Source organism: Kitasatospora sp. NPDC114501 (assembly GCF_055633695.1).
In genome coordinates this window covers 231,093-252,428 of record NZ_JBVKDS010000011.1, presented here as the reverse complement: position 1 = coordinate 252,428, position 21,336 = coordinate 231,093, and the positions used below count along the sequence as shown (strand labels likewise).

General features: G+C 74.6%; 13 protein-coding genes and 2 pseudogenes. 5 read left to right on the top strand and 10 right to left on the bottom strand.

Translation table 11 applies throughout. The features are described 5' to 3' along the window. Positions 1-22 precede the first annotated feature (22 nt). Entirely contained in the window at positions 23-1,057 is a 1,035-nt protein-coding gene (locus ACZ7RU_RS22105) for an ABC transporter substrate-binding protein (protein ID WP_470342639.1), read from the bottom strand. A 128-nt stretch (positions 1,058-1,185) separates the two neighbouring features. Here ACZ7RU_RS22105 and fhuB point away from each other — a divergent pair, with 128 nt between their 5' ends. The 4 genes and pseudogenes from fhuB (at position 1,186) to ACZ7RU_RS22085 (ending at position 5,593) form a co-directional block, all read left to right on the top strand. After that, positions 1,186-3,363 carry a Fe(3+)-hydroxamate ABC transporter permease FhuB gene (fhuB, locus tag ACZ7RU_RS22100; protein ID WP_470342638.1) on the top strand — a complete coding sequence of 726 codons (2,178 nt, stop codon included), beginning with the start codon at positions 1,186-1,188 and terminating at the stop codon, positions 3,361-3,363. Between the two features lie 10 nt (positions 3,364-3,373). Further along, positions 3,374-4,507, top strand: a pseudogene (gene fes / locus ACZ7RU_RS22095) (enterochelin esterase); the annotation flags it as partial. Between the two features lie 67 nt (positions 4,508-4,574). Continuing rightward, on the top strand, positions 4,575-5,390 hold the full coding sequence (locus ACZ7RU_RS22090) for a helix-turn-helix domain-containing protein (protein ID WP_470342637.1): 816 nt from the start codon (positions 4,575-4,577) through the stop codon (positions 5,388-5,390). Beyond that, positions 5,387-5,593 (top strand): DUF397 domain-containing protein, encoded by a 207-nt coding sequence (locus ACZ7RU_RS22085; RefSeq protein WP_470342636.1) that lies wholly within the window; start codon positions 5,387-5,389, stop codon positions 5,591-5,593. Before ACZ7RU_RS22090 ends, ACZ7RU_RS22085 begins: the two co-directional genes overlap by 4 nt. Here the strand turns inward: ACZ7RU_RS22085 and ACZ7RU_RS22080 are convergent. The 4 genes from ACZ7RU_RS22080 to ACZ7RU_RS22065 form a co-directional block, all read right to left on the bottom strand. Beyond that, a complete protein-coding gene (locus ACZ7RU_RS22080) occupies positions 5,581-6,126 on the bottom strand; it encodes a Uma2 family endonuclease (protein ID WP_470342635.1) in 546 nt (181 codons plus the stop codon). The genes ACZ7RU_RS22085 and ACZ7RU_RS22080 overlap by 13 nt on opposite strands. Before the next feature lie 71 nt (positions 6,127-6,197). After that, on the bottom strand, positions 6,198-7,592 hold the full coding sequence (locus ACZ7RU_RS22075) for a DHA2 family efflux MFS transporter permease subunit (protein WP_470342634.1): 1,395 nt from the start codon (positions 7,590-7,592) through the stop codon (positions 6,198-6,200). Next, on the bottom strand, positions 7,589-7,774 hold the full coding sequence (locus ACZ7RU_RS22070) for an MbtH family protein (protein WP_470342633.1): 186 nt from the start codon (positions 7,772-7,774) through the stop codon (positions 7,589-7,591). Before ACZ7RU_RS22070 ends, ACZ7RU_RS22075 begins: the two co-directional genes overlap by 4 nt. Further along, positions 7,771-15,069 (bottom strand): amino acid adenylation domain-containing protein, encoded by a 7,299-nt coding sequence (locus ACZ7RU_RS22065; RefSeq protein ID WP_470342632.1) that lies wholly within the window; start codon positions 15,067-15,069, stop codon positions 7,771-7,773. Before ACZ7RU_RS22065 ends, ACZ7RU_RS22070 begins: the two co-directional genes overlap by 4 nt. Before the next feature lie 119 nt (positions 15,070-15,188). Between ACZ7RU_RS22065 and ACZ7RU_RS22060 the strand changes: the two genes are divergently transcribed. Next, complete coding sequence (locus ACZ7RU_RS22060; protein ID WP_470342631.1) at positions 15,189-16,397, top strand: M20 family metallopeptidase; 1,209 nt, start codon at positions 15,189-15,191, stop codon at positions 16,395-16,397. Between the two features lie 79 nt (positions 16,398-16,476). On the opposite strand, the gene ACZ7RU_RS22055 is transcribed toward ACZ7RU_RS22060, so the two are convergent. The 5 genes and pseudogenes from ACZ7RU_RS22055 to dhbC form a co-directional block, all read right to left on the bottom strand. Continuing rightward, positions 16,477-17,229, bottom strand: coding sequence for an AMP-binding protein (locus ACZ7RU_RS22055; protein ID WP_470342630.1), 753 nt, complete (start codon positions 17,227-17,229; stop codon positions 16,477-16,479). A 59-nt stretch (positions 17,230-17,288) separates the two neighbouring features. Further along, positions 17,289-17,522, bottom strand: a complete 234-nt coding sequence (locus tag ACZ7RU_RS22050; RefSeq protein WP_387757559.1) for a phosphopantetheine-binding protein — start codon at positions 17,520-17,522, stop codon at positions 17,289-17,291. A 134-nt stretch (positions 17,523-17,656) separates the two neighbouring features. Then, a pseudogene (locus ACZ7RU_RS22045) lies at positions 17,657-18,274 on the bottom strand (isochorismatase family protein); the annotation flags it as partial. A gap of 47 nt (positions 18,275-18,321) precedes the next feature. Next, positions 18,322-20,004: a (2,3-dihydroxybenzoyl)adenylate synthase gene (locus ACZ7RU_RS22040; protein ID WP_470342629.1), complete on the bottom strand. Its 1,683-nt coding sequence runs from the start codon at positions 20,002-20,004 to the stop codon at positions 18,322-18,324. After that, complete coding sequence (dhbC, locus tag ACZ7RU_RS22035; RefSeq protein ID WP_470342714.1) at positions 20,001-21,212, bottom strand: isochorismate synthase DhbC; 1,212 nt, start codon at positions 21,210-21,212, stop codon at positions 20,001-20,003. Before dhbC ends, ACZ7RU_RS22040 begins: the two co-directional genes overlap by 4 nt. Between the last annotated feature and the right edge of the window lie 124 nt (positions 21,213-21,336).

The window sequence follows — 21,336 nt, the reverse complement described above, 5'->3', positions numbered from 1 at the left end:
TCGACCCTCCGCCGGCGTCCGCTCAGTTGCCCGCGAGCGCCTTGGAGAAGTCGCCGATGACGACGTCGGCGGCGAGCGGGCCGCCCCGGGTGGACCAGACCGAGCCGTCCACGGTGACGGTGTGGTTGTTCTTCACCGCGCCCAGGTCCTGGTAGGCGGGCTTGGACTGGACGTCCTTGAGCGCGGCCCTGCCGTCGTCGGTGAGGGTGGACAGGAACAGCCAGTCGCCGTCGATCTCGCCCAGCTTCTCCAGGCTGAGCGCCGGGCTGTGGGCGTTGCCGTCCTTGTCCTGCGCGGCCGGGCGGGTCAGGCCCATGTCCAGGGCGACGCCGCCGGCGAACTGCTTCTTCTCCATCCAGCTCGGGCCGGTGGGGTTCCAGCGCACGATGGAGACGGCGGCGCCCTTGTTCTTGGTGAGTTCGCCACCCGCCTTGGCGGCCTTGGCCTCGTAGTCGCCGATCACCTTGTTGGCCTGGTCGAGCTTGTTGACGGCGTTGCCGATGCCCCGGAAGGCGAGCTTCCAGTCGTCGGTGGGTGCCATGGTGACCAGCGTGGCGGGGGTGATCTCGCGCAGCTGCTTGAGCACCTGCTCGTCCTGCATGTCGCCGGCCAGGATCAGGTCGGGCTTGGCGGCGATCACCTTGTCCATCACCGGCTGGAGCAGGTTGCCGACCACCGGGACGCCCTGCACCTTGTCCTTGAGGTAGGCGGGCGGCTCGGCGAGCCCCTGGCCGTTGGTGATGCCGACCGGCTTGACGCCGAGGGCGAGCACCGCGTCCAGGTCCTCCTGGGTGAGGGTGACGATCCGCTTGGGCTCGGCGGGGACCTCGACGGCCTTGCCGGTGGCGTCCTTGACGGTCCGCTTGCCGCCGTTTCCGCCGTTTCCGCTGCCGCCGCCCGCCGCGTCAGCCGCCGGGGAGGCGGCCGCGGACGAACCCGAGGACGAGGAGCCGGAGGATCCGCAGCCGGTGAGCAGGAGCGCGGCCGCCCCGGTGACGGCCAGCGCCTGGGCCGCACGGCGGCGGACGGGGCTGAGCGGGCGACGGGCGAACGGCATGAGTGCCTCCGGGCAACGGTGGTACGGGAGTTGAGCGGCGTCCGGGCAGCTCGGCGGGGCGGAAGTGCCCCACGGGTGCCTTACGGGTGCCCCACGGGACGGGCTCGACATTAGGTTAGCCTTACCTTATGACATTGTCGCAAGCCGGCGTCCACCCGGCGCCCCCCGCCACCGCGCCGGACTCGCCGCCACCGGGCGGGCGCAGCCGTCGGCCCGAGGGCACCCGCCCCACCTGGCCGGCCGTCACGGCGGCGGTGCTGCTCCTGTTCGCCCTGGCCGCGCTGTCACTGTCGGTCGGCGCCGGCGAAGTCGGCCCCGGCCGGGTGCTGGACTACCTGCTGAACCGCGACGGCGCCCGCGCCGACGGCCGACTCGCCCTGGTCGTCGGCGACCTGCGGCTGCCGCGCACCCTCACCGCCCTGCTGGTCGGCGCCGCGCTCGGCGTCGCCGGCGCGCAGTTGCAGTCCGTCACCCGCAACCCGCTGGCCGAGACCGGCCTGCTCGGCGTCAACGCCGGCGCCTCGCTGGGCGTCGTGCTCGGCATCGCCGTGCTCGGCGTGCAGACCTCCTTCGGCTACCTCGCCTTCGCGTTCGGCGGCGCGGTGCTCGCCAGCACCGTGGTGCTGCTGGTCGCCAGCACCCGGGGCGGCGGCTCGCCGATGCGGCTGGTGCTCGCCGGCTCCGCCGTCGCGGCGATCTTCCGCGGGCTCACCGACGTGCTGATCGTCAACTCGCCCGAGGCGTACGAGCGGTACCGGGTCTGGGTGCTCGGCTCGCTGGCCGGGGTGGAGGGCTGGACGACGCTGCGCCAGCTCGCCCCGGTGCTCGGCGCCGGGTTCCTGCTCGCCGCGCTCACCACCCGGCCGCTCACCGCGCTCGCCCTGGGCGACGACCTCGCCCGCGGCCTCGGCCACCGCCCCGGTGCCACCCGGGCCGCCGTCGCCGTCGCCGTCACCCTGCTGACCGCCTCCGCGGTCGCGCTGGCCGGGCCGGTCGCCTTCCTCGGACTGCTCTCCGGCTTCCTCGCCCGCACCGTCGCCGGCCCCCGGGTCGGCCGACTCACCCTGCTCGCCGCGCTGTTCGGCGCCGCCGTGCTGACCGGCTCGGACATTCTCGCCCGGGTGGTGGCCCGGCCCTTCGAGGCACCGGTGTCGGTGATCGTCGCGCTGATCGGCGCCCCGGCCCTGATCGCGATCGTCCGCTCCCGGCGCTCCGCCGCCCTCGCCATGGCCGACCCGGCCGCGCCCACTCCACCACCGCGCCGCGAAGAACCGACGTTACCCAGACCGGACTTGACGCTGCGGTACGGCGCCTGGTCGCTGCTGCTGCCGCACCGGGCACTGCTGGCCTCGCTCGGCCTGGCCGCCGCGCTGCTGGCCGCGGTGGTCGTCTCGGCGCACGCCGGGCAGAGCGAACTCGGCCTCGCCCGCACCTTCCAGGCCGTGTTCGGCTACGGCGACCGGCTGGACGTGCTGCTGGTGCAGAAGTTCCGGCTCGGCCGGATCGTCGCCGGGCTCGCCGCCGGCGCCGCCCTCGGCCTGGCCGGCTGTCTGACCCAGACCCTCGCCCGCAACCGCCTGGCCACCCCCGAACTCCTCGGCGTCAACGACGGCGCGACGGCCGCCGTGCTGATCTCCGCCAGCGCCGCGGGCACCTTCGGCGCCTGGTGGGCGGGACCGCTCGGCGCCCTGGTCGCCGTCCTGGTCGTCGCCCTGGCCTCCGGCGGGCTCGGCGCACGCGGCTACCGGGTGCTGGTGGTCGGGCTCGCCATGTCGGCGCTCGCCTCGGCCGTCATCCAGGTCGCGATGGCCCGGCGCTCGCTCAACTCGGCCGGCTCGCTGTACATCTGGACCAACGGCAGCCTCAACGGGCGGGACCTCGCCGTCGCCACGCCCGTGCTGATCGGGCTGGCGGTGCTGGTGCCGCTCGCCCTCGTGGTGGCCCGGCGGCTGGCCGTGCTGCGCTTCGACGACAGCGTCGCCTCCGCGCTCGGCGTCGACCCGGGCCGGGTCCGGCTGGCCTGCCTGCTGCTGGCCGTCGCACTGGCCGGGCTGGCGGTCGGCGTCTGCGGGCCGGTCGGCTTCGTGGCCCTGGCCGCACCGGTGATCGCCGGTCGGCTGGCCGGGCCCGCACGGGTGCCGGTACTCGGCTCGGCGCTGACCGGCGCCCTGCTCGTCGTGCTCGCGGACACCCTGGGGCGGGTGCTGTTCGCCGGGGTGGAGATCCCCGTCGGCATCGTCACCACCGTCCTCGGCGGACCCTTCCTGCTCTGGGTGCTGCTCGGCCGCAAGGGCAGCCCCGCCTAAGCCTCTTGGAGTCACTGCTGTGGAAACCCCGTTCATCGCCCCCGATCCCGACGACCCCGCCTACCGCCTGGTCACCTTCACCCACCGGGACGAGGACTGCGACGGCGTGCTCGCGCTGCTGCACACCGTCACCGACAAGGACCGCCACGCCGGGGACCTGACACCGCATCTGATGTCCCGCCAGGAGGACGGGATGTGGGCGATCACCTACCGGCTGCGTGCCGACCACCGTGCCTCGTACCAGCTGTACCCGTTCCACGGCGAGGCGCCCGGCACCGCCCGCCCCGACTGGCTGCGGGTCCTCGACCACGCCCGCCCCGACCCGTACGACACCGAGCCCCGGCTGCCGGCCCGCGACGGCCGCCACCCCGCCTCGGTGCTCAGCCTGCCCGACGCACCCGCGCAGCCGTACGTGCGGCGGCGCGAGGGCGTGCCGCGCGGGCGGACGCTCGCCCGCACGGTGGCCGGACGGCGGGTGGACGTCCACCTCCCGGCGGCGCACGAGGCGGACGGCGGACCGTACCCGGTCGCGGTGCTGCTGGACGGCGAGATGTGGGGCGAGGTGCTGTCCGTCGGCGACACCCTCGACAACCTGACGGCGGACGGCGCGATCCGCCCGACCGTCGCGCTGCTCGTGCACACCATGGGCCCCCAGCGGCCGGACGACCTGAGCTGCAACCCGGCCTTCGTCGACCTCCTCGCCGACCGTCTGCTGCCATGGGCTACGACGGAGTTCGGCGCGACGGCCGACCCGTCCGCCACCGTCATCGCCGGCCAGAGCGCGGGCGGCCTCACCGCCGCCTATGCCGCCTACCAGCGCCCGGACTGCTTCGGCAACGCGCTCTCCCAGTCCGGCTCCTTCTGGTGGCCGGACGAGACCGAGTTCGACGCGGGCAGCGAATGGCTCACCCGCCGCTTCGCCGCCGAGGAACGGCGGCCGGCCAGGTTCTGGATCGAGGTCGGCCTCCAGGAGTGGATGCTCCTCGCCCAGAACCGCCACCTGCGCGACGTCCTGACCGCCCGCGGCTACGACCTCGCCTACCGCGAGTTCAACGGCGGCCACGACTACGCCTGCTGGCGCGGCGGCCTGGCCGACGGGCTGGCCCACCTGCTGGGGTCGCCCGGGGGGATGGTTCCGGGCTGATTCGCATACCTCCAGGCCATCGGGCGTCTAGCGTCGAACTCCGCACCGATCGGCCTGGAGGTACCCCATGAACGCGTCCTCGTCCGCCACGCCGCCACCGATGTCGTGGCGGTACTGCGGCAACCAGATCAAGCTGTGGCGGACGCATGCCGGCGTCAGCCGCGAGGAACTGGCCGCCGAGGCCGGCTACAGCATCGAGAGCCTGCGGTCGATGGAGGCGGGACGGCGGAGGCCGACCGCGCACATGTTGCAGGTAGCGGACGACATGTGCGGCGCGAAGGGGATCCTTGCGGCGGGAGAGCAGTATCTGAAGCCCGAGAAATACCCCCACTTCGCTGAGGACTTCATGCGGTACGAGGTCGCCGCCATCGTCCACAGCTCGTACGAGAATCAGCTCATCCCGGGCCTGCTTCAGACCGAGGAGACCGTACGATCGCTCCTGCACGCACACTGGCCGCCCATGGACGACGAGACCGTCGAGGAACGCGTCGCTGCTCGTCTACAACGGCAGGAACTGCTGAAGACCCAGACCAAATCATTCAACTTCCTGATCGAAGAGCACGTGCTGCGACGCCCGATCGGGAGCATCGACGAGCAGTGTCGCCAACTCCTCCACCTGCTCGCCAGCGGAAAGCCTCGCCACATTGCGGTTCAGGTGGTGCCGGACACAGGAGCCCACCCTGGTCTCAACGGGCCCTTCGTCCTGCTTGAGACGCCCGAACATGACCGTCTCGCATATGAAGAAGGCCAATCGATGGGACTACTCTCTTCGGAGCCGGACAAGGTCAACCAGCTCTATCAGCGCCATGAAATGATCCTCAGGAAGGCTCTCACCCCCGAGGCCTCGGCGGAGTTCATCAGCAAGCTCGCGGAGGAACTATGAGCACCGAACTGGCCTGGTTCAAGTCCAGCCACAGCGGGACCGAAGGCGGAAACTGCGTCGAGGTCGCCTCCGCCAAGGGCGCGATCCATGTCCGCGATTCCAAGGACAAGACCGGGCCTCAACTCACCTTCACCGCCAAAGCCTGGGCCGACTTCGTCGGCTTCGCCCGGGTCAACGGCCCCGACGCGGGTCAGTTCCGGTAGGGGACCAGCCGGGCCAGGTCCAGCTCGAAGTCGAACGGCGCGGGGATCCGGATCTTCTCGCCGAACTCCCGCTCCGTCCGGGTGTGGTAGCGGTCGCGGTTGGGCTCGGAGAACAGCGTCACCGTCTTCTGCCGCGGGTCCACGATCAGGTAGAGCGGGAAGCCCAACCGCGGGTGGTCGCGGACCTTCCCGCTCCAGTCGTTGTCGGGGTTGGAGGGCGAGACGACCTCGACGGCGATCAGTGCCAGTTCGGCCGGGATCTCGTGACCCAGCTCGATGACGTCCTCGGGCAGGTAGGTGAGGTCGGGGTTCCGGACCGAACCGACCTCGGGCGAGGAGAGGTCGCTGTTCCCTGTCGGGAGTACCCGGCCGGGCAGTGCGCCTCGAACTGGCGCTGGACGATCGCAGATTGAGCTGGTGCATCGACGGCGGTGACGCCTGCAGAGGATGAGGTCGCCGGACATCTCGGCCTTGTAGCCGTCCGGGAGGCTGCGGCGGACCCCTTCGAGCAGACGGTAGTGCTCAGGGTTCATGCGCTCTCCTCCGGTGCTCCGACCACCGTACGACAGTCGGAGCACCGGAGGCGCGATGGACCGCTGCGCCGTCAGTCCTCCGGGGGCGGGCCGGGGGCCTCGGTGGGGAGGCGGCGGGCCAAGGCGGCGCCGGCGGCGACCAGCGCTGCCGTGAGGAGGAGTGCAAGGCGGTACGGGCCCGCGCCCGTGCCGTCGCCGAACGCGCCGATGAGGGCTGCCGTGGCGGCGATGCCGAGGGCTCCGCCGAGGGTGCGCAGGATGGTGAACAGGCCCATCGCGCGGCCCATGGCGGGGCCGGGGACGTCGGCGAAGCCGGCGATCTGGACGGTGAGGACGGCGGTGCCCAGGACCAGGCCGACCGCGAACATCAACGCCCTTACGGCCCAGGGGTTCTCCGCGAAGCCCAGGGCGGCGAGGACGAGCGCCGCCAGCAGCAGCCCGGGCAGGGCGAGCCGGCGGGGGCCGAGGCGGGGCAGCAGGCGGTCCACCACCTGCGAGGCGGCCATCAGGCCGATCGCCTCCGGGAAGACGCTCAGCCCGGCGTCCAGGGCGGTGGCGCCGCGCGCCGCCTGGTAGAGCAGGGGCAGCACGAACAGCGCGCCCATCAGCCCGGCCGAGGTCAGCAGGGCGAGCCGGCTCGCCGCGCCGAAGGTCCGGTCGGCGAGCAGCCGCAGGTCCACCAGCGGTTCGACGGTGCGCAGTTGGTGCCGTACGGCGGCGCCCAGCAGGGCCAGGCCGAGCAGCCCGCCGAGGGCCACGCCCGGGGAGGTCCAGCCGTGCGCCGGACCGAAGCCGAGGGCGTAGGTGAGCAGGCCGAGGCCGGGGGTGGCGAGCAGGAAGCCGGTGGTGTCGAAGCGACCTGCCGGGGGCTCCTCGGCGCCGCGCAGGCCGAACAGCCCGATGAGCACGGCCGCCGCCCCGATCGGCACGTTGACCAGGAACAGCCAGTGCCAGGAGAGGTGTTCGGTGAGGAAGCCGCCGAGCGGCGGCCCGAGCGCGGGCATCAGCGCGGTCGGGACGATCAGGACGCGGCCCAGGCCGGCCCGCTCGTGCGGGGCGAAGGCCCGGAACAGCAGGGTCATCCCGACCGGCGTGAGCAGCCCGCCGGCCACCCCCTGGACGGCCCGGGCGGCGGACAGCGCGCCCAGGCCGGGTGCCGCCGCGCAGAGCGCGGAGGCGAGGGTGAAAGCGGCGAGCGAGCCGAGGAAGACGCGCTTGACGCCGTACCGGTCACCGAGCCAGCCGGCCACCGGCAGGCCGAGGGCGAGGCCGACCAGGAAGGCCGTCTCCACCGCGTTGGCCGCCGAGACCGGCCGGCCGAAGTCCTCGGCGATGCTGAACAGGGCCGGGTTGACGATGGTCGAGTCCAGGCCGTTCATGCACATCGCGGCCGTGTAGACGACCACCACCGCGGCGCGCCCCGCGAGCAGGGGGCGCGCCGGGGTCTCGACCGCCGGAGGGGTCACAGGGTGGTCCAGTGCGTGCTGATCCACTCCAGGGCGGCCGCTCGCTCGCACGGGCCGTGGGCGACGCTCCAGCCGGCCGGGACGGCGGCGAAGGCGGGCCACAGGGAGTGCTGTCCCTCGGCGTTGACGAGCGCGAGGAACTCGCCGTCGGCGTCGAAGGGGTTGGCGGGGGCGTCACTCATCGGTGGTCTCCAGCATCGTCGGTCGCCTTCGGGAGGTCGGCGAGGTGGTCGGCGATCACGCTCGCGATGTGCGCGATCGGGGCGGGCAGGGTCATGTCCTTGTGGGAGCAGGCCACATTCGTGTTGGCGATCCGGCCGGACACGTACGGCTCCCACAGCTCGGGCACCAGGGTGTCGTCGATGGTGTCGACGGTGGCCCGGAAGAACAGCACGTCGCCGTCGAAGCGGCGGTGGTCGTAGCCGCGGACCAGGTGGTTGGTGTTCAGGTAGATCCCGTTCAGCGCGGCCACGGTGGCGTCGTCCAGTCCGGCGAGCGGGCTGCCCTCGCGGTGCAACAGCTCGGTGACGGAGCCGAGTTCGAGCGGCCGGCCGTTCAGGTCCTCGGGGCCGAAGCCGCCCATGGTGAGCAGCGCCTCCAGCGCCTCGGCCTGGTCGGGGACGGGCAGATCCCGGAAGCCCTCGGCCGGGTAGGCGTCCAGGATGGCGAGCAACTCGACCTCCTGGCCCAGCTCCTGGAGCCGGACGGCCACCGCGTGCGCGATGATCCCGCCGGTGGACCAGCCGAGCAGCCGGTACGGGCCCTCGGGCTGGACCTCGCGCAGCCGGTCGGCGTAGTGCGCGGCCAGTTCCTCCAGCGATCCCGGCAAGGGGAGCCCGGCGGTGGCGGCGCCGACGCCCTGGGCCTGGAGGCCGTAGATCGGCACCTCGCCGGGCAGGTTGCGGATCAGGCCGGTGTAGCACCAGCTGAGGCCGCCGGCCGGGTGGACCGCGAACAGCGGGCGCTGCCGGCCGGGGGCGACCGGCCGCAGCGGGAGCAGCACGTCCAGGGCGTCGGTGTCCGGCGCGCCCGCCGCGAGGGCGGCGTCCAGGGCGGCCACGGTGGACGCCTGGAACAGCGCGCCGATGCCCACCTCCAGGCCGAGCACCTCACGGATCCGACCGGCGAGGCGCACGACCAGCAGCGAGTGCCCGCCGAGCGCGAAGAAGTCGTCCTCGACGCCGACCGCGGCCACGCCCAGCACCTCGGCGAACAGTTCGCACAGCTGCTGCTCGCGCGGGGTGCGCGGTGGGCGGCCGGCGCCCGCGGCGGGGGCCTCGGGGGCGGGCAGGGCACGGCGGTCGAGCTTGCCGTTGGCGGTCAGCGGCAGGCGGTCGAGCAGTACCACGGCGGAGGGGACCATGTGGACGGGCAGTTCGGCGGCGGCGTGGGCGCGCAGCTCGTCCGGCTCGGCGGTGCCCACCGCGTAGCCGACCAGCCGCCTGTCCCCCGGCGCGTCCTCCCGGACCACCACCGCGGCGTCGGCGACGGCCGGGTGGGCGGCCAACACGGCCTCGATCTCGCCGAGTTCGATCCGGAAGCCGCGCAGCTTGACCTGCTGGTCGGCGCGGCCGAAGTACTCCAGCACGCCGTCGGGGCGGCGCCGGGCGAGGTCTCCGGAGCGGTACATCCGGGTGCCGCGCTCGCCGAACAGTCCGGCGTACGGGTCGGCGACGAAGCGGGTGGCGGTCAGCTCGGGGCGGCCGAGGTAGCCGCGGGCCAGGCCCGCCCCGGCCACGTACATCTCGCCGGTGACGCCGGGCGGGACGGGCTGGAGGTACTGGTCGAGGACGTAGACCCGCAGGTCGGGGATGTTGACGCCGATGGTGCTGCTGCTCCCGGCGGCGGCGCTCGCCCGGTCGAGGGCGATGTACGAGACGTGCACGGTGGTCTCGGTGATGCCGTACATGTTGACCAGGGTGGGCGCGTCCTCGGCGTGCCGGTCGTACCAGTCGTCCAGCCGGGCGAGTTCGAGCGCCTCGCCGCCGAACACCACGTAGCGCAGGGCGAGTTCGCTGCCGGGGCGGTCCCGGTCGGCGGCGCTGAGCTGGTAGAAGGCGGACGGCGTCTGGTTGAGCACGGTGACCCGCTCGCGGGCGAGCAGTTCCAGGAAGGCCGCCGGGTCGCGGCTGACCAGGTGCGGGACGACGACCAGCCGGCCGCCGTGCAGGAGGGCGCCCCACAGCTCCCAGACCGAGAAGTCGAAGGCGCAGGAGTGGAACAGCGTCCAGACGTCCTCGGCGCCGAAGCCGAACCAGTGGTCGGTGGCACCGAACAGCCGGACCACGTTGTGGTGGGTGACCGGCACGCCCTTGGGGCGACCGGTGGAGCCGGAGGTGTAGATGACGTACGCGGTGTCCTCGGCCCGCAGCGGGCGGGTGCGCTCGTGCTGGGCCAGCGGGGTGGCGGGGAAGGCGGCGGACTCGGGCCCGTCGACCAGGAGTCGCCGCACCTCGTGGGCGGGCAGCCGGGGTGCGGTGGCACGGTCGGTGAGCAGGGCGGCGGGGGCGGCGTCGGCCAGCATGTAGGCGAGGCGGTCGGCCGGGTAGTCGGGGTCGAGCGGCAGGTACGCGGCGCCGGACTTGGCCACCGCCAGCAGGGCGACGACGAGTTCGAGCGAGCGCGGCAGGGCGAGCGCGACGATGGTGCCGGGGCCGATGCCCTCGGCGGCCAGCAGTCGGGCCAACCGGTCGGCGCGGGCGGCGAGTTCGGTGTAGTCGAGCTGCTCGTCGCGGTAGCTGACCGCGACGGCGCGCGGGTGGGCGGCGGCGGCCGCCTCGAACAGCTCGGGCAGGGTGCGGCGCGGAGTGGCGCTCGGGACGACGCTCGCGGCGGCGCTCGGAGTGGAGCCGGCGGGGGCACTGTTCCACTCGACCAGGGCGCGCTGCCGCTCCTCCTCGCTGATCAGCGGCAGCCGGGCGATCGGGGTGTCGGGGGCGCTCGCGGCGGCGGTGAGCAGCCTGGCCAGGCGCTCCCCGAGAGCGGTCACGGTCGCGGCGTCGAAGAGGTCGGTGCGGTACTCCAGGAAACCGCCGATGCCACCGCCGGGCAGTTCGCCGGCGTTGAGGGTGAGGTCGAACTTGGCGGTACCGCTGGGGATCGCGGCGATCTCGGCGGTCAGACCGCCGCCCAGGGCGATCCGCTCGTCCGGTCGGCTCTGCCAGGCGAGCATCACCTGGAACAGCGGGTGGCGGGCGAGCGAGCGGGCCGGGTTGAGCTCCTCGACCAGGCGGTCGAAGGGCAGCTCGCCGTGCTCGTGCGCGGCGAGCACGGTGCCCCGGACGCGGGCCAGCAGTTCGCGGAAGGTGGGGTCGCCGGAGGTGTCGGTGCGCAGCACCACCGAGTTGACGAAGTAGCCGACCAGTGCGGCGGTCTCCTCGTCCTCGCGGCCGGCCAGCGGGGTGCCGACCGGGATGTCGGTGCCGGCGCCGTGCCGGGTGAGCAGTGCGGCGAGCCCGGCCTGGACGGCCATGAAGACGGTGCTGTCGGCGGCCCGGGCGAGCCTTGCCAGGGCGGCGTGCGCCTCGGCGGCGAGCGCGAAGGGCACGGTGGCGCCCTGGTGCCCGGCGACGGCCGGGCGGGGGCGGTCGAGGGGCAGCTCCAGCTGGTCGGGGAGTCCGGCGAGCGCGGTGCGCCAGTGCTCGGTCAGCCGGACGGCGAGCGGGCTGGGGGCTTCGGCGGTGCCGAGCCGCTCCCGCTGCCAGACCGCGTGATCGGCGAACTGAACGGCGGGATCGGCCAGTTCGGGTTCCTGTCCGGCGGTCCGGGCGGTGTAGGCGGCGGCCAGGTCGCGCAGCAGCGGGGTGGTGGAGGCGCCGTCGCTCGCGATGTGGTGGAGCAGCAGGAGCAGGGTGTGCCGCTCGGGGCCATCGGCGAACAGCGTGGCGCGCAGCTGCGGTTCGGCGGCCAGGTCGAAGGCATACCGGACGGCCTCCGCCAACTCGTCGGCCGCGTCATGCAGTTCGACGGGGGACGGGGGCAGGATGCGCTGGTACGGCGTGCCGTCCGGCTCCTCCCCGTAGACGGTGCGCAGGACTTCGTGCCGGGCGACGAGGTCGCCGAGGGCGAGGACGAGGGCGGACCGGTCGAGCGGACCGGTGAGGGTGAGCGCCAGCGGGATGTTGTAGGTGGGGCTGGGGCCTTCGAGGCGGTGCAGGAACCAGAGGCCGCGCTGGGCGGGCGAGAGCGGCATCCGTTCGGCACGCGGCACCGGGACGGGACGGCGCTCGGCCTCCGCGCCCGCGCCCGCGCCGGGAGCCTCACCGAGCAGCGCGGCGAGGCCGGCCGGGGTCGGCTGCCGGAAGACGTCGGCGAAGCCGACGGGCACGGCGAAGGTGTCGCGCAGCCGGGCGGCCAGGCGTCCGGCGAGCAGCGAGTGGCCGCCGAGGTCGAAGAAGGAGGCGTCCCGGCCGGGTGCCTGCGGCAGGCCGAGGACCTCGGCGAACAGGCCGCAGACCAGTTCCTCCCGGGGCGTGGCCGGGGCGGCGCCTTCGGTGGCGGCGGCCGGCTCGGGCAGGGCGCGGTGGTCGAGCTTGTCGTGGGCGGTGCGCGGCAGTTCGTCCAGCAGCAGGACGGCCGCCGGGACCATGTGCGCGGGCAGCCGGGCGGCCAGCGCGGCGCGCAGCCCGTCCGGGTCGGGCGCGCTGCCGCTCTCCGGGACGGCGTAGCCGAGCAGCCGCTTGCCCTGCGGGCCGGGGCGGGCGATCACCACGGCCTGGGCGACGCCGGGAAGTTCGGCGAGGACGGCGGCGATCTCGCCGGGCTCGATCCGGAAGCCGCGGATCTTCACCTGGTCGTCGGCCCGGCCGAGGAACTCCAGGGTTCCGTCGGGGCGGCGCCGGGCGAGGTCGCCGGTGCGGTACATCCGGCTGCCGGGCGGGCCGAACGGGTCGGCGAGGAAGCGCTCGGCGGTGAGGTCGGGTCGGCCGAGGTAGCCGCGGGCCAGGCAGGCGCCGGCCACGTACAGTTCGCCGGTGACGCCGTCGGGCGCGGGGCGCAGCGAACCGTCCAGGACGTAGGCGCGGGAGCCGCGCACCACCCGGCCGTGCGGGGCGCCGTCCGGGCCCGGCGTCCAGGCGTAGGCGTCGACGGTGGTCTCGGTCGGGCCGTAGAGGTCGACCGGGTGCAGGCCGGGGACGGCGGTCAGGCGCTGCCAGAGGGCGGGCGGGGTGGCCTCGCCGCCGACCACGAGGACGGACGGGCGGTGCCGGCCCTCGTCCAGGATGCCTTCGGCGAGCAGGACTTCGAGGTAGGAGGGGGTGAGGTCGAGGTAGTCGATGCGCTCGCGGTCGAGGTGGGCGGCGAGCGCGGCCGGGTCGCGGTAGGTGGCGTCGTCCAGCAGGTGGAGCTCGTGGCCGTGGACCATCCAGAGCACCGGGTCCCAGGAGGCGTCGAAGGCGAACGAGGCGCTGTGGGCGACTCGCAGCCGGTCGCGGCCGGTGCGGCGCAGTGCGGGGGCGATGTGGTCCTCGCCGAGGCCCGCGTGCAGGTTGGCCAGCGAGGCGTGGGTGACCACCACGCCCTTGGGGCGGCCGGTGGAGCCCGAGGTGTGCAAAACGTAGGCGGGGTGGTGGGGTTGGGGGCCGGGTGGGGCGATCTCGGCCTCGCTGCCGTGCTCGCTGTCGACCTCCTCCGGCCACCTGACGGGCTCTACGGCGGGCCGGACGGTCGGCAGGTCGGCGGGCAGGTCGAGGCCGGCGAGGGACTCGGCGGTGCCGATCGCGCAGACCGGGCGGGCGTCCGCCAGCACGGCGGCGAGGCGCTGCGCGGGGTGGGCGAGGTCGAGCGAGACGCAGGCGCCGCCCGCCTTGAGCACGGCGAGCATCGCGACCAGGGTGTCGGTACTGCGCGGCAGGGCGATGGCGACCGGTGCGCCGGCCCGGACGCCGAGGGCGGTCAGCCGGTGGGCGAGCCGGTTGGCGGCGTTGTCGAGCTGCCGGTAGGTCAGTGCGGCCGTTCCGGAGCGGACGGCCACGGCGTCCGGGGTGCGGGCGGCCTGGGAGGCGAACAGCTCGGGCACGGTCCGCTCGGCCGGGGGCTCGGCGCGGCCTTCGGTGGCGCGGCGCAGGCCCTCGGCGTCGAGCAAGTCGATCCGGGCGATCGGCGCCTGCGGGTCGGAGAGCAACTGGTCGGCGAGGGCGTCGAGGTAGCGCAGCAGTCCGTCGCGGTGGGCGGCCAGGGAGGCGGCGCCGTAGCGGGCCGGGTCGGCGTCGATGACCAGGCGCAGCGCGCCGTCCGGGCCGGGCGAGACGTTCAGGGCGAGGTCGTCGACCGGGCCGGCGGCGAGGTTGCGGACGGTGCCGGGCAGGCCGGCCAGGTCGAGGTCGCTCTCGAAGGCCTTGATGTTGACCATCGGGCCGAACAGGGCGCGGCGGTCGCCGGTGCGGGCGAGGTCGCGGCGCAGGTCCTCCAGCGGATAGCGCTGGTGGCGACGGACGGCGCGCAGCTCGCGGACCACAGCGCGCAGCAGGGCCTCCGCGCTGTCGGCGGGACGGACGGCGAGGCGCAGCGGGAGCACGTTGGCGGCGGCGACGGGGGTGCGCAGGGCGGCCGGGCCCCGGCGGTTGGCGAGCGGCAGGCCGAGGACGACGTCCCGGGTGCCGGTCAGGCGGTGCAGGTAGCCCGCCGCGGCGGCGAGGAGCAGCTCGGCCCAGGTGGCGCGGACCGCTCCGGCGGCGCGCTCCAGGCGGTCGCGGGTGCCGGCGGGCAGGTCGGCGGCGAGGCGGATCGATGCGCCGGACGCGGCGCCGGTGGCACCGGCCTCAAGGCTTCCGGCCTGGTCGGCCTGGTCGCCGCCGGTGGGCTCGGGGGTGCCCGGGAGGGTCGCCGGGGTGTCGGCGTCGGCCATCCGGGCGGACCAGTGGGCGCGGTCGGCCTCGTACTCCGCGCTCTCCCGGTAGGCGGCCTCCTCGGCGGCGGCCTCGGCGAGTCCGGTGAAGGGGCTCGGGGCGGGTTCGGCGCCGGTGGTGCGGGCGGCGTAGAGGGCGGCGACCCGGTCGCCGAGGAGGGTCAACGCGTAGGCGTCGACGGCGAGGTGGTGGATGCGGCGGTACCAGACCCGGCGGTCCTCGGTGAGCCGGATGAGCGCGTGGGTGAACAGCGGGCCCTCGGCGATGTCCGCCGGGCGGGCGAGGTCGGCACGCATCCAGGCCTCGGCCTCGGCGGCCGGGTCGGCGGCGGCGCGCAGGTCGAGGCGGTGCAGCGGCCAGTGGCGGCCGGGGCGCAGCCGCTGACGGGGCGTGCCGTCGGGGCCGGTGACGACGACGGCGTTCAGGGCCTGCGCCTCGTCCACCGCCTGCCGCAGCGCCTGTTCGAACCGGTCCTCGTCGAGCTGGCCGGTGATCTCGACGGCGTCGCCGGTGTTGTAGACCGGGCTCGCGGGATCGAGGGCCTGGGCGTACCAGATGGCGGCCTGGGCGGCGAGCAGGGGGATGTCGGCGGTCTGGCTGTCGGCGATCTGGGTTTCGACGGCAGGCATGGGGTGGAGAGCTCCTCGGGGATCCGGAACGCCTTACTTAGGTTAGCCTAATCTAACTTCATATGATCTGGTCAACGGCCCCGTACGGTCGGGCCCCTGACACCCCGGAGACGCCACCCATGCCCCAGACCGAGCCCCCGACCGCTCCGGCCGCGATCACCCCTCCCTCGGCCACCCCTCCCGCCGAGGTCAAGCAGGCCGTACGCGACCGCGTCCACGCGCACCGGGGCGAGCTGCTCGCGCTCAGCCGCCGCATCCACGCCCACCCCGAAACCGCTTTCGAGGAGCACCGCGCCGCCGCCTGGTGCGCCGAACTGCTGCGCGAACACGGCTACTCGGTCACCGCGCCCGCCCACGGCCTGGCCACCGCGTTCGACGCACGCCTCGGCAGCGGGCCGGTCACCGTCGCGCTGGTCTGCGAGTACGACGCGCTGCCCGGGCTCGGCCACGCCTGCGGGCACAACCTGATCGCCGCCGCCGGGATCGGCGCGGCGCTCGGCCTCGCCCCGTTCGCGGACCGGCTCGGGCTCACCGTACGGGTGATCGGCGCGCCGGCCGAGGAGCGCGGGGCGGGCAAGGCCCTGCTGCTGGAGGCCGGGGCCTTCGACGGGGTGGACGCCGCGATGATGGTCCACCCCTGCCCGGTCGAGGTCGCCGACTTCCGTTCCTTCGCGCTCGGCACGCTGTCCGTCCGCTACACCGGGCGCGCCGCCCACCCCAGCCTCGACCCGCACCGGGGGCGCAACGCCGCCGACGCGCTGACCGTCGCCCAGGTCGCGATCGGCCTGCTGCGCCAGCAACTCCCGCCGCAGTGGCGGGTGCACGGCATCACCACGGCGGCCGGGACGGCGCCGAACCTGATCCCGGACAGCGCGAGCGCCGAGTACGAGATCCGGGCCTCGGTGGCCGAGGACCTCGCCGAACTGCGCTCCCGGGTCGAGGACTGCTTCCGTGCCGGGGCGCTCGCCACCGGCTGCGAGGTGGAGCTGACCAGGCCCGAGCCGGACTACCTGGACATGCGCTCCGATCCCCGCCTACTGGCGCTGTGGCGGGCCAACGCGGCGGCCCTCGGCCGGCCGGAGCCGGTCGAGAGCGGGCCGTTCGCCTGCACGGACATGGGGAACGTGTCGCACGCGGTGCCGTCGATCCATCCGGTGCTGGACATCACGGGCGGCGCCTGCGCCCCGCACGACGCGGCGTTCGCCGAGGCGGCGCTGGGCGTGGAGGCGGAGCGGGCGGTGCTGGACGGCGCGGTGGCGATGGCGTGGACGGCGGCGGACCTGGCGGCGGGTGCCACCGGCCGCCGGGGCACGCTGAGCGGCGGGTGACAGCGGGCGGGGAACAGCGAACAAGATTCAGCGAACAGATTTCATCATCTGTTCGCTGAAATCTGTTCGCTGAATCTTGTCACCCGCCGAGCAGCACCCCTGGCGCCACCCGCACCGCCGTCACGCCCAACTCCCTGACCAGTGTTCCGACCTCGCCCTCCTGCCACGGGTCGGCGAGCACCACGGCGGCGCCCGTCCGCAACGGCCACAGGTACTCCCAGAGCGGCAGACCCAGGTGCAGCACCCGGTCGCCCGGCCCCAGCGGGTGGGCCGCCTGGAGTTCGCGCACCCGGCGGTCCGCCTCCCCGTGGGTGAGCCGGACGGCGGTCGGGCGCCCGCCCGGGCCGTACCCGACACAGAGCAGGTGCTGAGGCGTAAGCGCCCGGGGCGGGTCGGTGGGCAGCTCGCCGTCCGTCTCCAGCCCGGCCAGTGCCCCCGGCACCCCCTCCCCCAGCACGCAGACCGGAGTGTTCTCCGCGAGCAGCCACTCCCTCCGCCCGGGCGTGTCCGCCGGGTCCAACGGCAGGTACGCCGCGCCGGACTTCGCCACCGCCAGCAGCGCCGTCAGCAGCTCCACCGGACGCCAGAGTCCTGCCAGGCCGACGACCGTGCCCGGACGGGCCCCACGGGCGGCCAGGGCGCGCGCCAGCCGGTTGGCCGAGGCGTTCAACTCCCGGTAGCCGACGGTCTCCCCGTCCGCGAGCACCAGCGCCGGCGCGTCCGGCGTCCGCGCCGCCTGCGCCTCGACCGGTCCCACCACGGTGGTCGCCGGGTACCGCACCGTACGGCGGGGCAGCGAAGGCAACTCCGGGGCCGAAAGCACCGAGGGCACCGCGGACGGTTCCACGCCCCGGAGCGCGTCCCGGACCGCCTCGCCCACCCCCGCCGCCATCACGCCGCGCCCAGCAGCTCGGCCCAGGCCTCGATCGCCGGGCGCTCCGCGAGCTGGACGAACGCCACCTCGGCGCCCGCCTCCTGCCAGCGCGCGGCGAGGGTCATCAGCCGGATCGAGTCCAGGCCCCAGTCGACCAGGTTCTCGTCCAGCGGGATCTCCGCCGGGTCCTCGCCGAGCAGGTCGGCGACCTCGGCCCGGATCCGCTCCACCGTGAAGCCCACGCCCGTCACTTGCCGCTCACCCCTTCGAGTTCCACGTTCTCCGCAACTCCCGCGACGTCCGAGGCGTCTGAGGCGTCTGAGGCGTCTGAGATGTCCGAGGCACCCGACGCGTCCGGCTGCGCGGCCGAACCCAGCGCCCCGAGCACGGCCTCCGCCGTGCTGACCATGCCGCAGCGCCCGGCCACCCAGGCCAGCGCGCCGTGGTGCTCGGCCGGTCCGAAGTCGGCGACCGCGTCGGCCACCACGAAGGCCTGGACGTCCTGCATCCAGGCGTCGCAGGCGGTGGCCTGCACCCCGATGTGCGCGTACACACCGGTGATCACCAGCTGGTCCCGACCCTGCTCGCGCAGCAGCTGCTCCAACCCGGTGCGCACGAAGGCGCTGTACTTCCACTTGGTGAGCATGGTGTCGCCCGGCGCCGGGGCGACGGCCTCGGCGATCGCGGTGGCCCGCGGGTCGTCCGGGATTCCCGGGCCCCAGAAGTCCTGCTGCAGTCCGCGCTCGGCGGGGCTCTGCCCGCCGAGCTGCGCCGAGTACACGACGGGGACGCCGACGGCGCGGGCGGCCTCAGCCAACGCGGCGACGTTGCCGAGGAGTTCGGGCACCGGCGCGGCTTCGGTGTCGAAGGCGCCCAGGAAGTGGTTCTGCAGGTCGTGCACCAGCAGGACGGCGCGCGCCGGGTCCACCGTCCAGGAGACCCGGTTGGCGGGCAGCTCCTCGGCGGCGGGCATGGGATAGCGGGGAATGCGGGGCAGGCCCACGGTGGCGTTCCTTAACTCGATGGCGATTCGGCGGGATCAGCGGGCGGTCAGCGGTCAGCGGTCAGCGAGGCCGCGATCGCGGCGCGCAGGTCCTTCTTGCTGACCTTCCCGATCCCGGTAGCGGGGAAGGCGGCGACGAACTCGACCCGGTCCGGCACCTTGTACTCGGCGAGCCCGCGCTGCCGCACGAACCGCTTCAACTCGACGCCCTTCGGCGGCTGTTCGCGGCGCTCGGGGCGCAGCACCACATAGGCGCAGGTGCGCTCGCCCAGGTACGGGTCGGGCATCGACACCACCGCCGCGTCGTGCACCGCGGGGTGCGCGAGGAGGTGGTTCTCGATCTCCTCGGCGGCGACCTTCTCGCCGCCCCGGTTGATCTGGTCCTTGGCCCGCCCCTCGACCACCAGGTGACCGGTCGGGGTGCGCCGGACCAGGTCCCCGGTGCGGTAGAACCCGTCCGCCGTGAAGGAGGCGGCGTTGTGCTCGGGCGCGTTCCAGTAGCCGCGGATGGTGTACGGGCCGCGGGTGAGCAGGTGGCCGGTGGCGCCGTCGGGCAGGTCCCGGTCCTGGTCGTCCACCACCCGGACCTCGTCGTCCGGCGAGATCGGCCGGCCCTGAGTGGTGGTGATCAGCTCCTCCGGGTCGTCCAGCCGGGTGTAGTTGACCAGTCCCTCGGCCATCCCGAAGACCTGCTGGAGCGTGCAGCCCAGCACCGGACGCACCCTCCGGGCCGCCTCCTCGCTGAACTTGGCGCCGCCGACCAGCAGCACCTCCAGGCTCTGGTACCCGCGGACGCCGCGCTCGGCGGCGTCCAGCCAGAGCAGGGCGAGCGGGGGCACCAGCCCGGTGATGGTCACGCCCTCGCGCTCGATCAGCGGGAAGGCCGTCTCCGGGGCGGGCTGCGGACAGAGCACCACCCGGCCACCGGCGTACAGCGTGCCGAGCGAACCCGGGGAGCTGAGCGGGAAGTTATGGGCGGCGGGCAGCACGCACAGGTACACGCTGTCCGCGTCCTGCCCGCACAGCTCGACCGAGCCGCGCAGCGAGTAGATGTAGTCGTCGTGGGTGCGCGGGATCAGCTTGGGCACGCCGGTGCTGCCGCCGGAGAGCTGGAGGAAGGCGACGTCCCCGGGCGCGGGCTCCCCGCCGAACGCCTGCGGGCCGGGCCCGTCACAGGGCACGTCCGCGAGCCGGACGTGCTCGCCCGGGTCCTCGCCGGCCACCAGCACCAGTCGCAGCGCGGGGTTCTCCGCCCGTATCCGGGTGGCGAGTTCGCGGTAGTCGTAGCCGCCCTCGACAGCCGGCACCACGTAGGCGGCGGCCCCGGTGAAGGAGCAGAAGTACCCGATCTCGGCGTACCGGTGGGCGGGTAGTGCGAACACCGGCAGCGCGCCGATCCGGAACAGCGCGAAGACGACCTCGAAGAACTCGGCGGCGTTGGGCAGTTGGACGACCACCCGGTCTCCGGCCCGGATGCCCCGCGCGAGCAGTCCGGCGGCCATCCGGTCGGCCCGGCGGTCGAGTTCGGCGTACGTCCAGCGGCGCTCCGCGGCCGCCACCGAGTGACCACCCGGGTCGACGACGGCGGTCCGCCCGCCGTGCGCGGTGGCGCGCTCGCGCAGCATCCGCCCGAAGGTCTCGCCGCGCCAGTACCCGGCGGCCCGGTAGCGCTCGGCGAACTCGGCGGGGTACGGGGTGAACCCGGCGAGAACGGTCTCCAGCGGCGTCACCGGGTCACCCCCGCGGCGTCCAGGAACGTGCGGAACTTGGCGCTGGTCTCGGCGAGTTCGGCCTCCGGCCGGGACTGCTCGACCACGCCGGCGCCGGCGTACACCCGCAGCGTCCGTTCCTCCGCCTCGGCGCAGCGGATGGTGACCACCCACTCACCGTCGCCGGTCGCGTCCTGCCAGCCGACCATGCCGGTGTAGAGGCCGCGGTCGAAGGGCTCGACCTCGCCGATCACCCGGCGCGCGATGTCCGTCGGTGTGCCGCAGACCGCCGGGGTGGGGTGCAGCGCGCAGGCCAGTTCCAGGGCGGAGACCGCCGGGTCGGCCAGCTCGCCGCGGATCGTGGTGGCCAGGTGCCACATCGCGGCCGTCCGTACCAGGGTGGGCCGCTCGGGCACCTCCAGGGTGCGGCAGTACGGCGCCAGCGCCTCGCGGATGGCGTCCACCACGACGGCGTGCTCGTGCAGGTCCTTGGGCGACTCCAGCAGCGCGGCGGCGCGCCGGACGTCCTCGCCGAGGTCCTCGCTGCGCGGCACCGAGCCGGCCAGCGGGTTGGCCAGCACGGCCGTTCCCCGTCGGGTGAGCAGGAGTTCGGGGCTGGCGCCGATCAGCGTACGGCCTCCGCCGGACGGGACGGCGAAGGTGTAGCCGCCCGGGTCGCGCCGGGCCAGCCGCTGCAGGATGGCGGGCAGGTCGAGCGGCTCGGCGGCGCTCAGCTCCAGCGTCCGGGCCAGCACGACCTTGCTCAACTCCCCGCCGCGCAGCCGCTCGACGGCCGCCGCGACGCCCGCCCCGTACGCCTCCGGCGCGGGCACCGGCGCGATCCGCCAGTCGGTCCGCTCGGCCGGCGGCGCGGGCAGGGCGATCAGCGGGTCGTCGCGCAGCGCCCCGGCGGTGCGGACCCGGGCGGGGACGGCGAGTTCGACCCGGCTGTCCCGGTCGAACGCCACCGCGCCGACCACCAGCGGCAGTTCGACCCCGCCCCGGACCGCCTCGGCCAGCGTCTCGGCGACCCGCACCGGCAGCGGCCGCCCGTCCTGCGGCACCCGGGCGTGCACGCCGGAGCCGAGCAGGGTGCGGGTGGGCGAGGCGAAGAACGCCTCGTCGGAGCCGGCCCGGTACTGGCCGAGCAGTCCGCTGGCCGCGCCGATCACGGCGTGGTCCGGGCCCTCGGCGAGGGCGGTCGCCGGGGCGTCGGGCCCGGCGGGTATCGGCCCGGCAGGGGCGTGGTGCACCGTGGTCACGGCGGTTTCTCCAGTCTGGGACGGTTCTACGGGAGGACGAGGAGGAACGGGGGAACGAGCAGAAGGGGGAGGAGGACCAACGGGGAGGGAT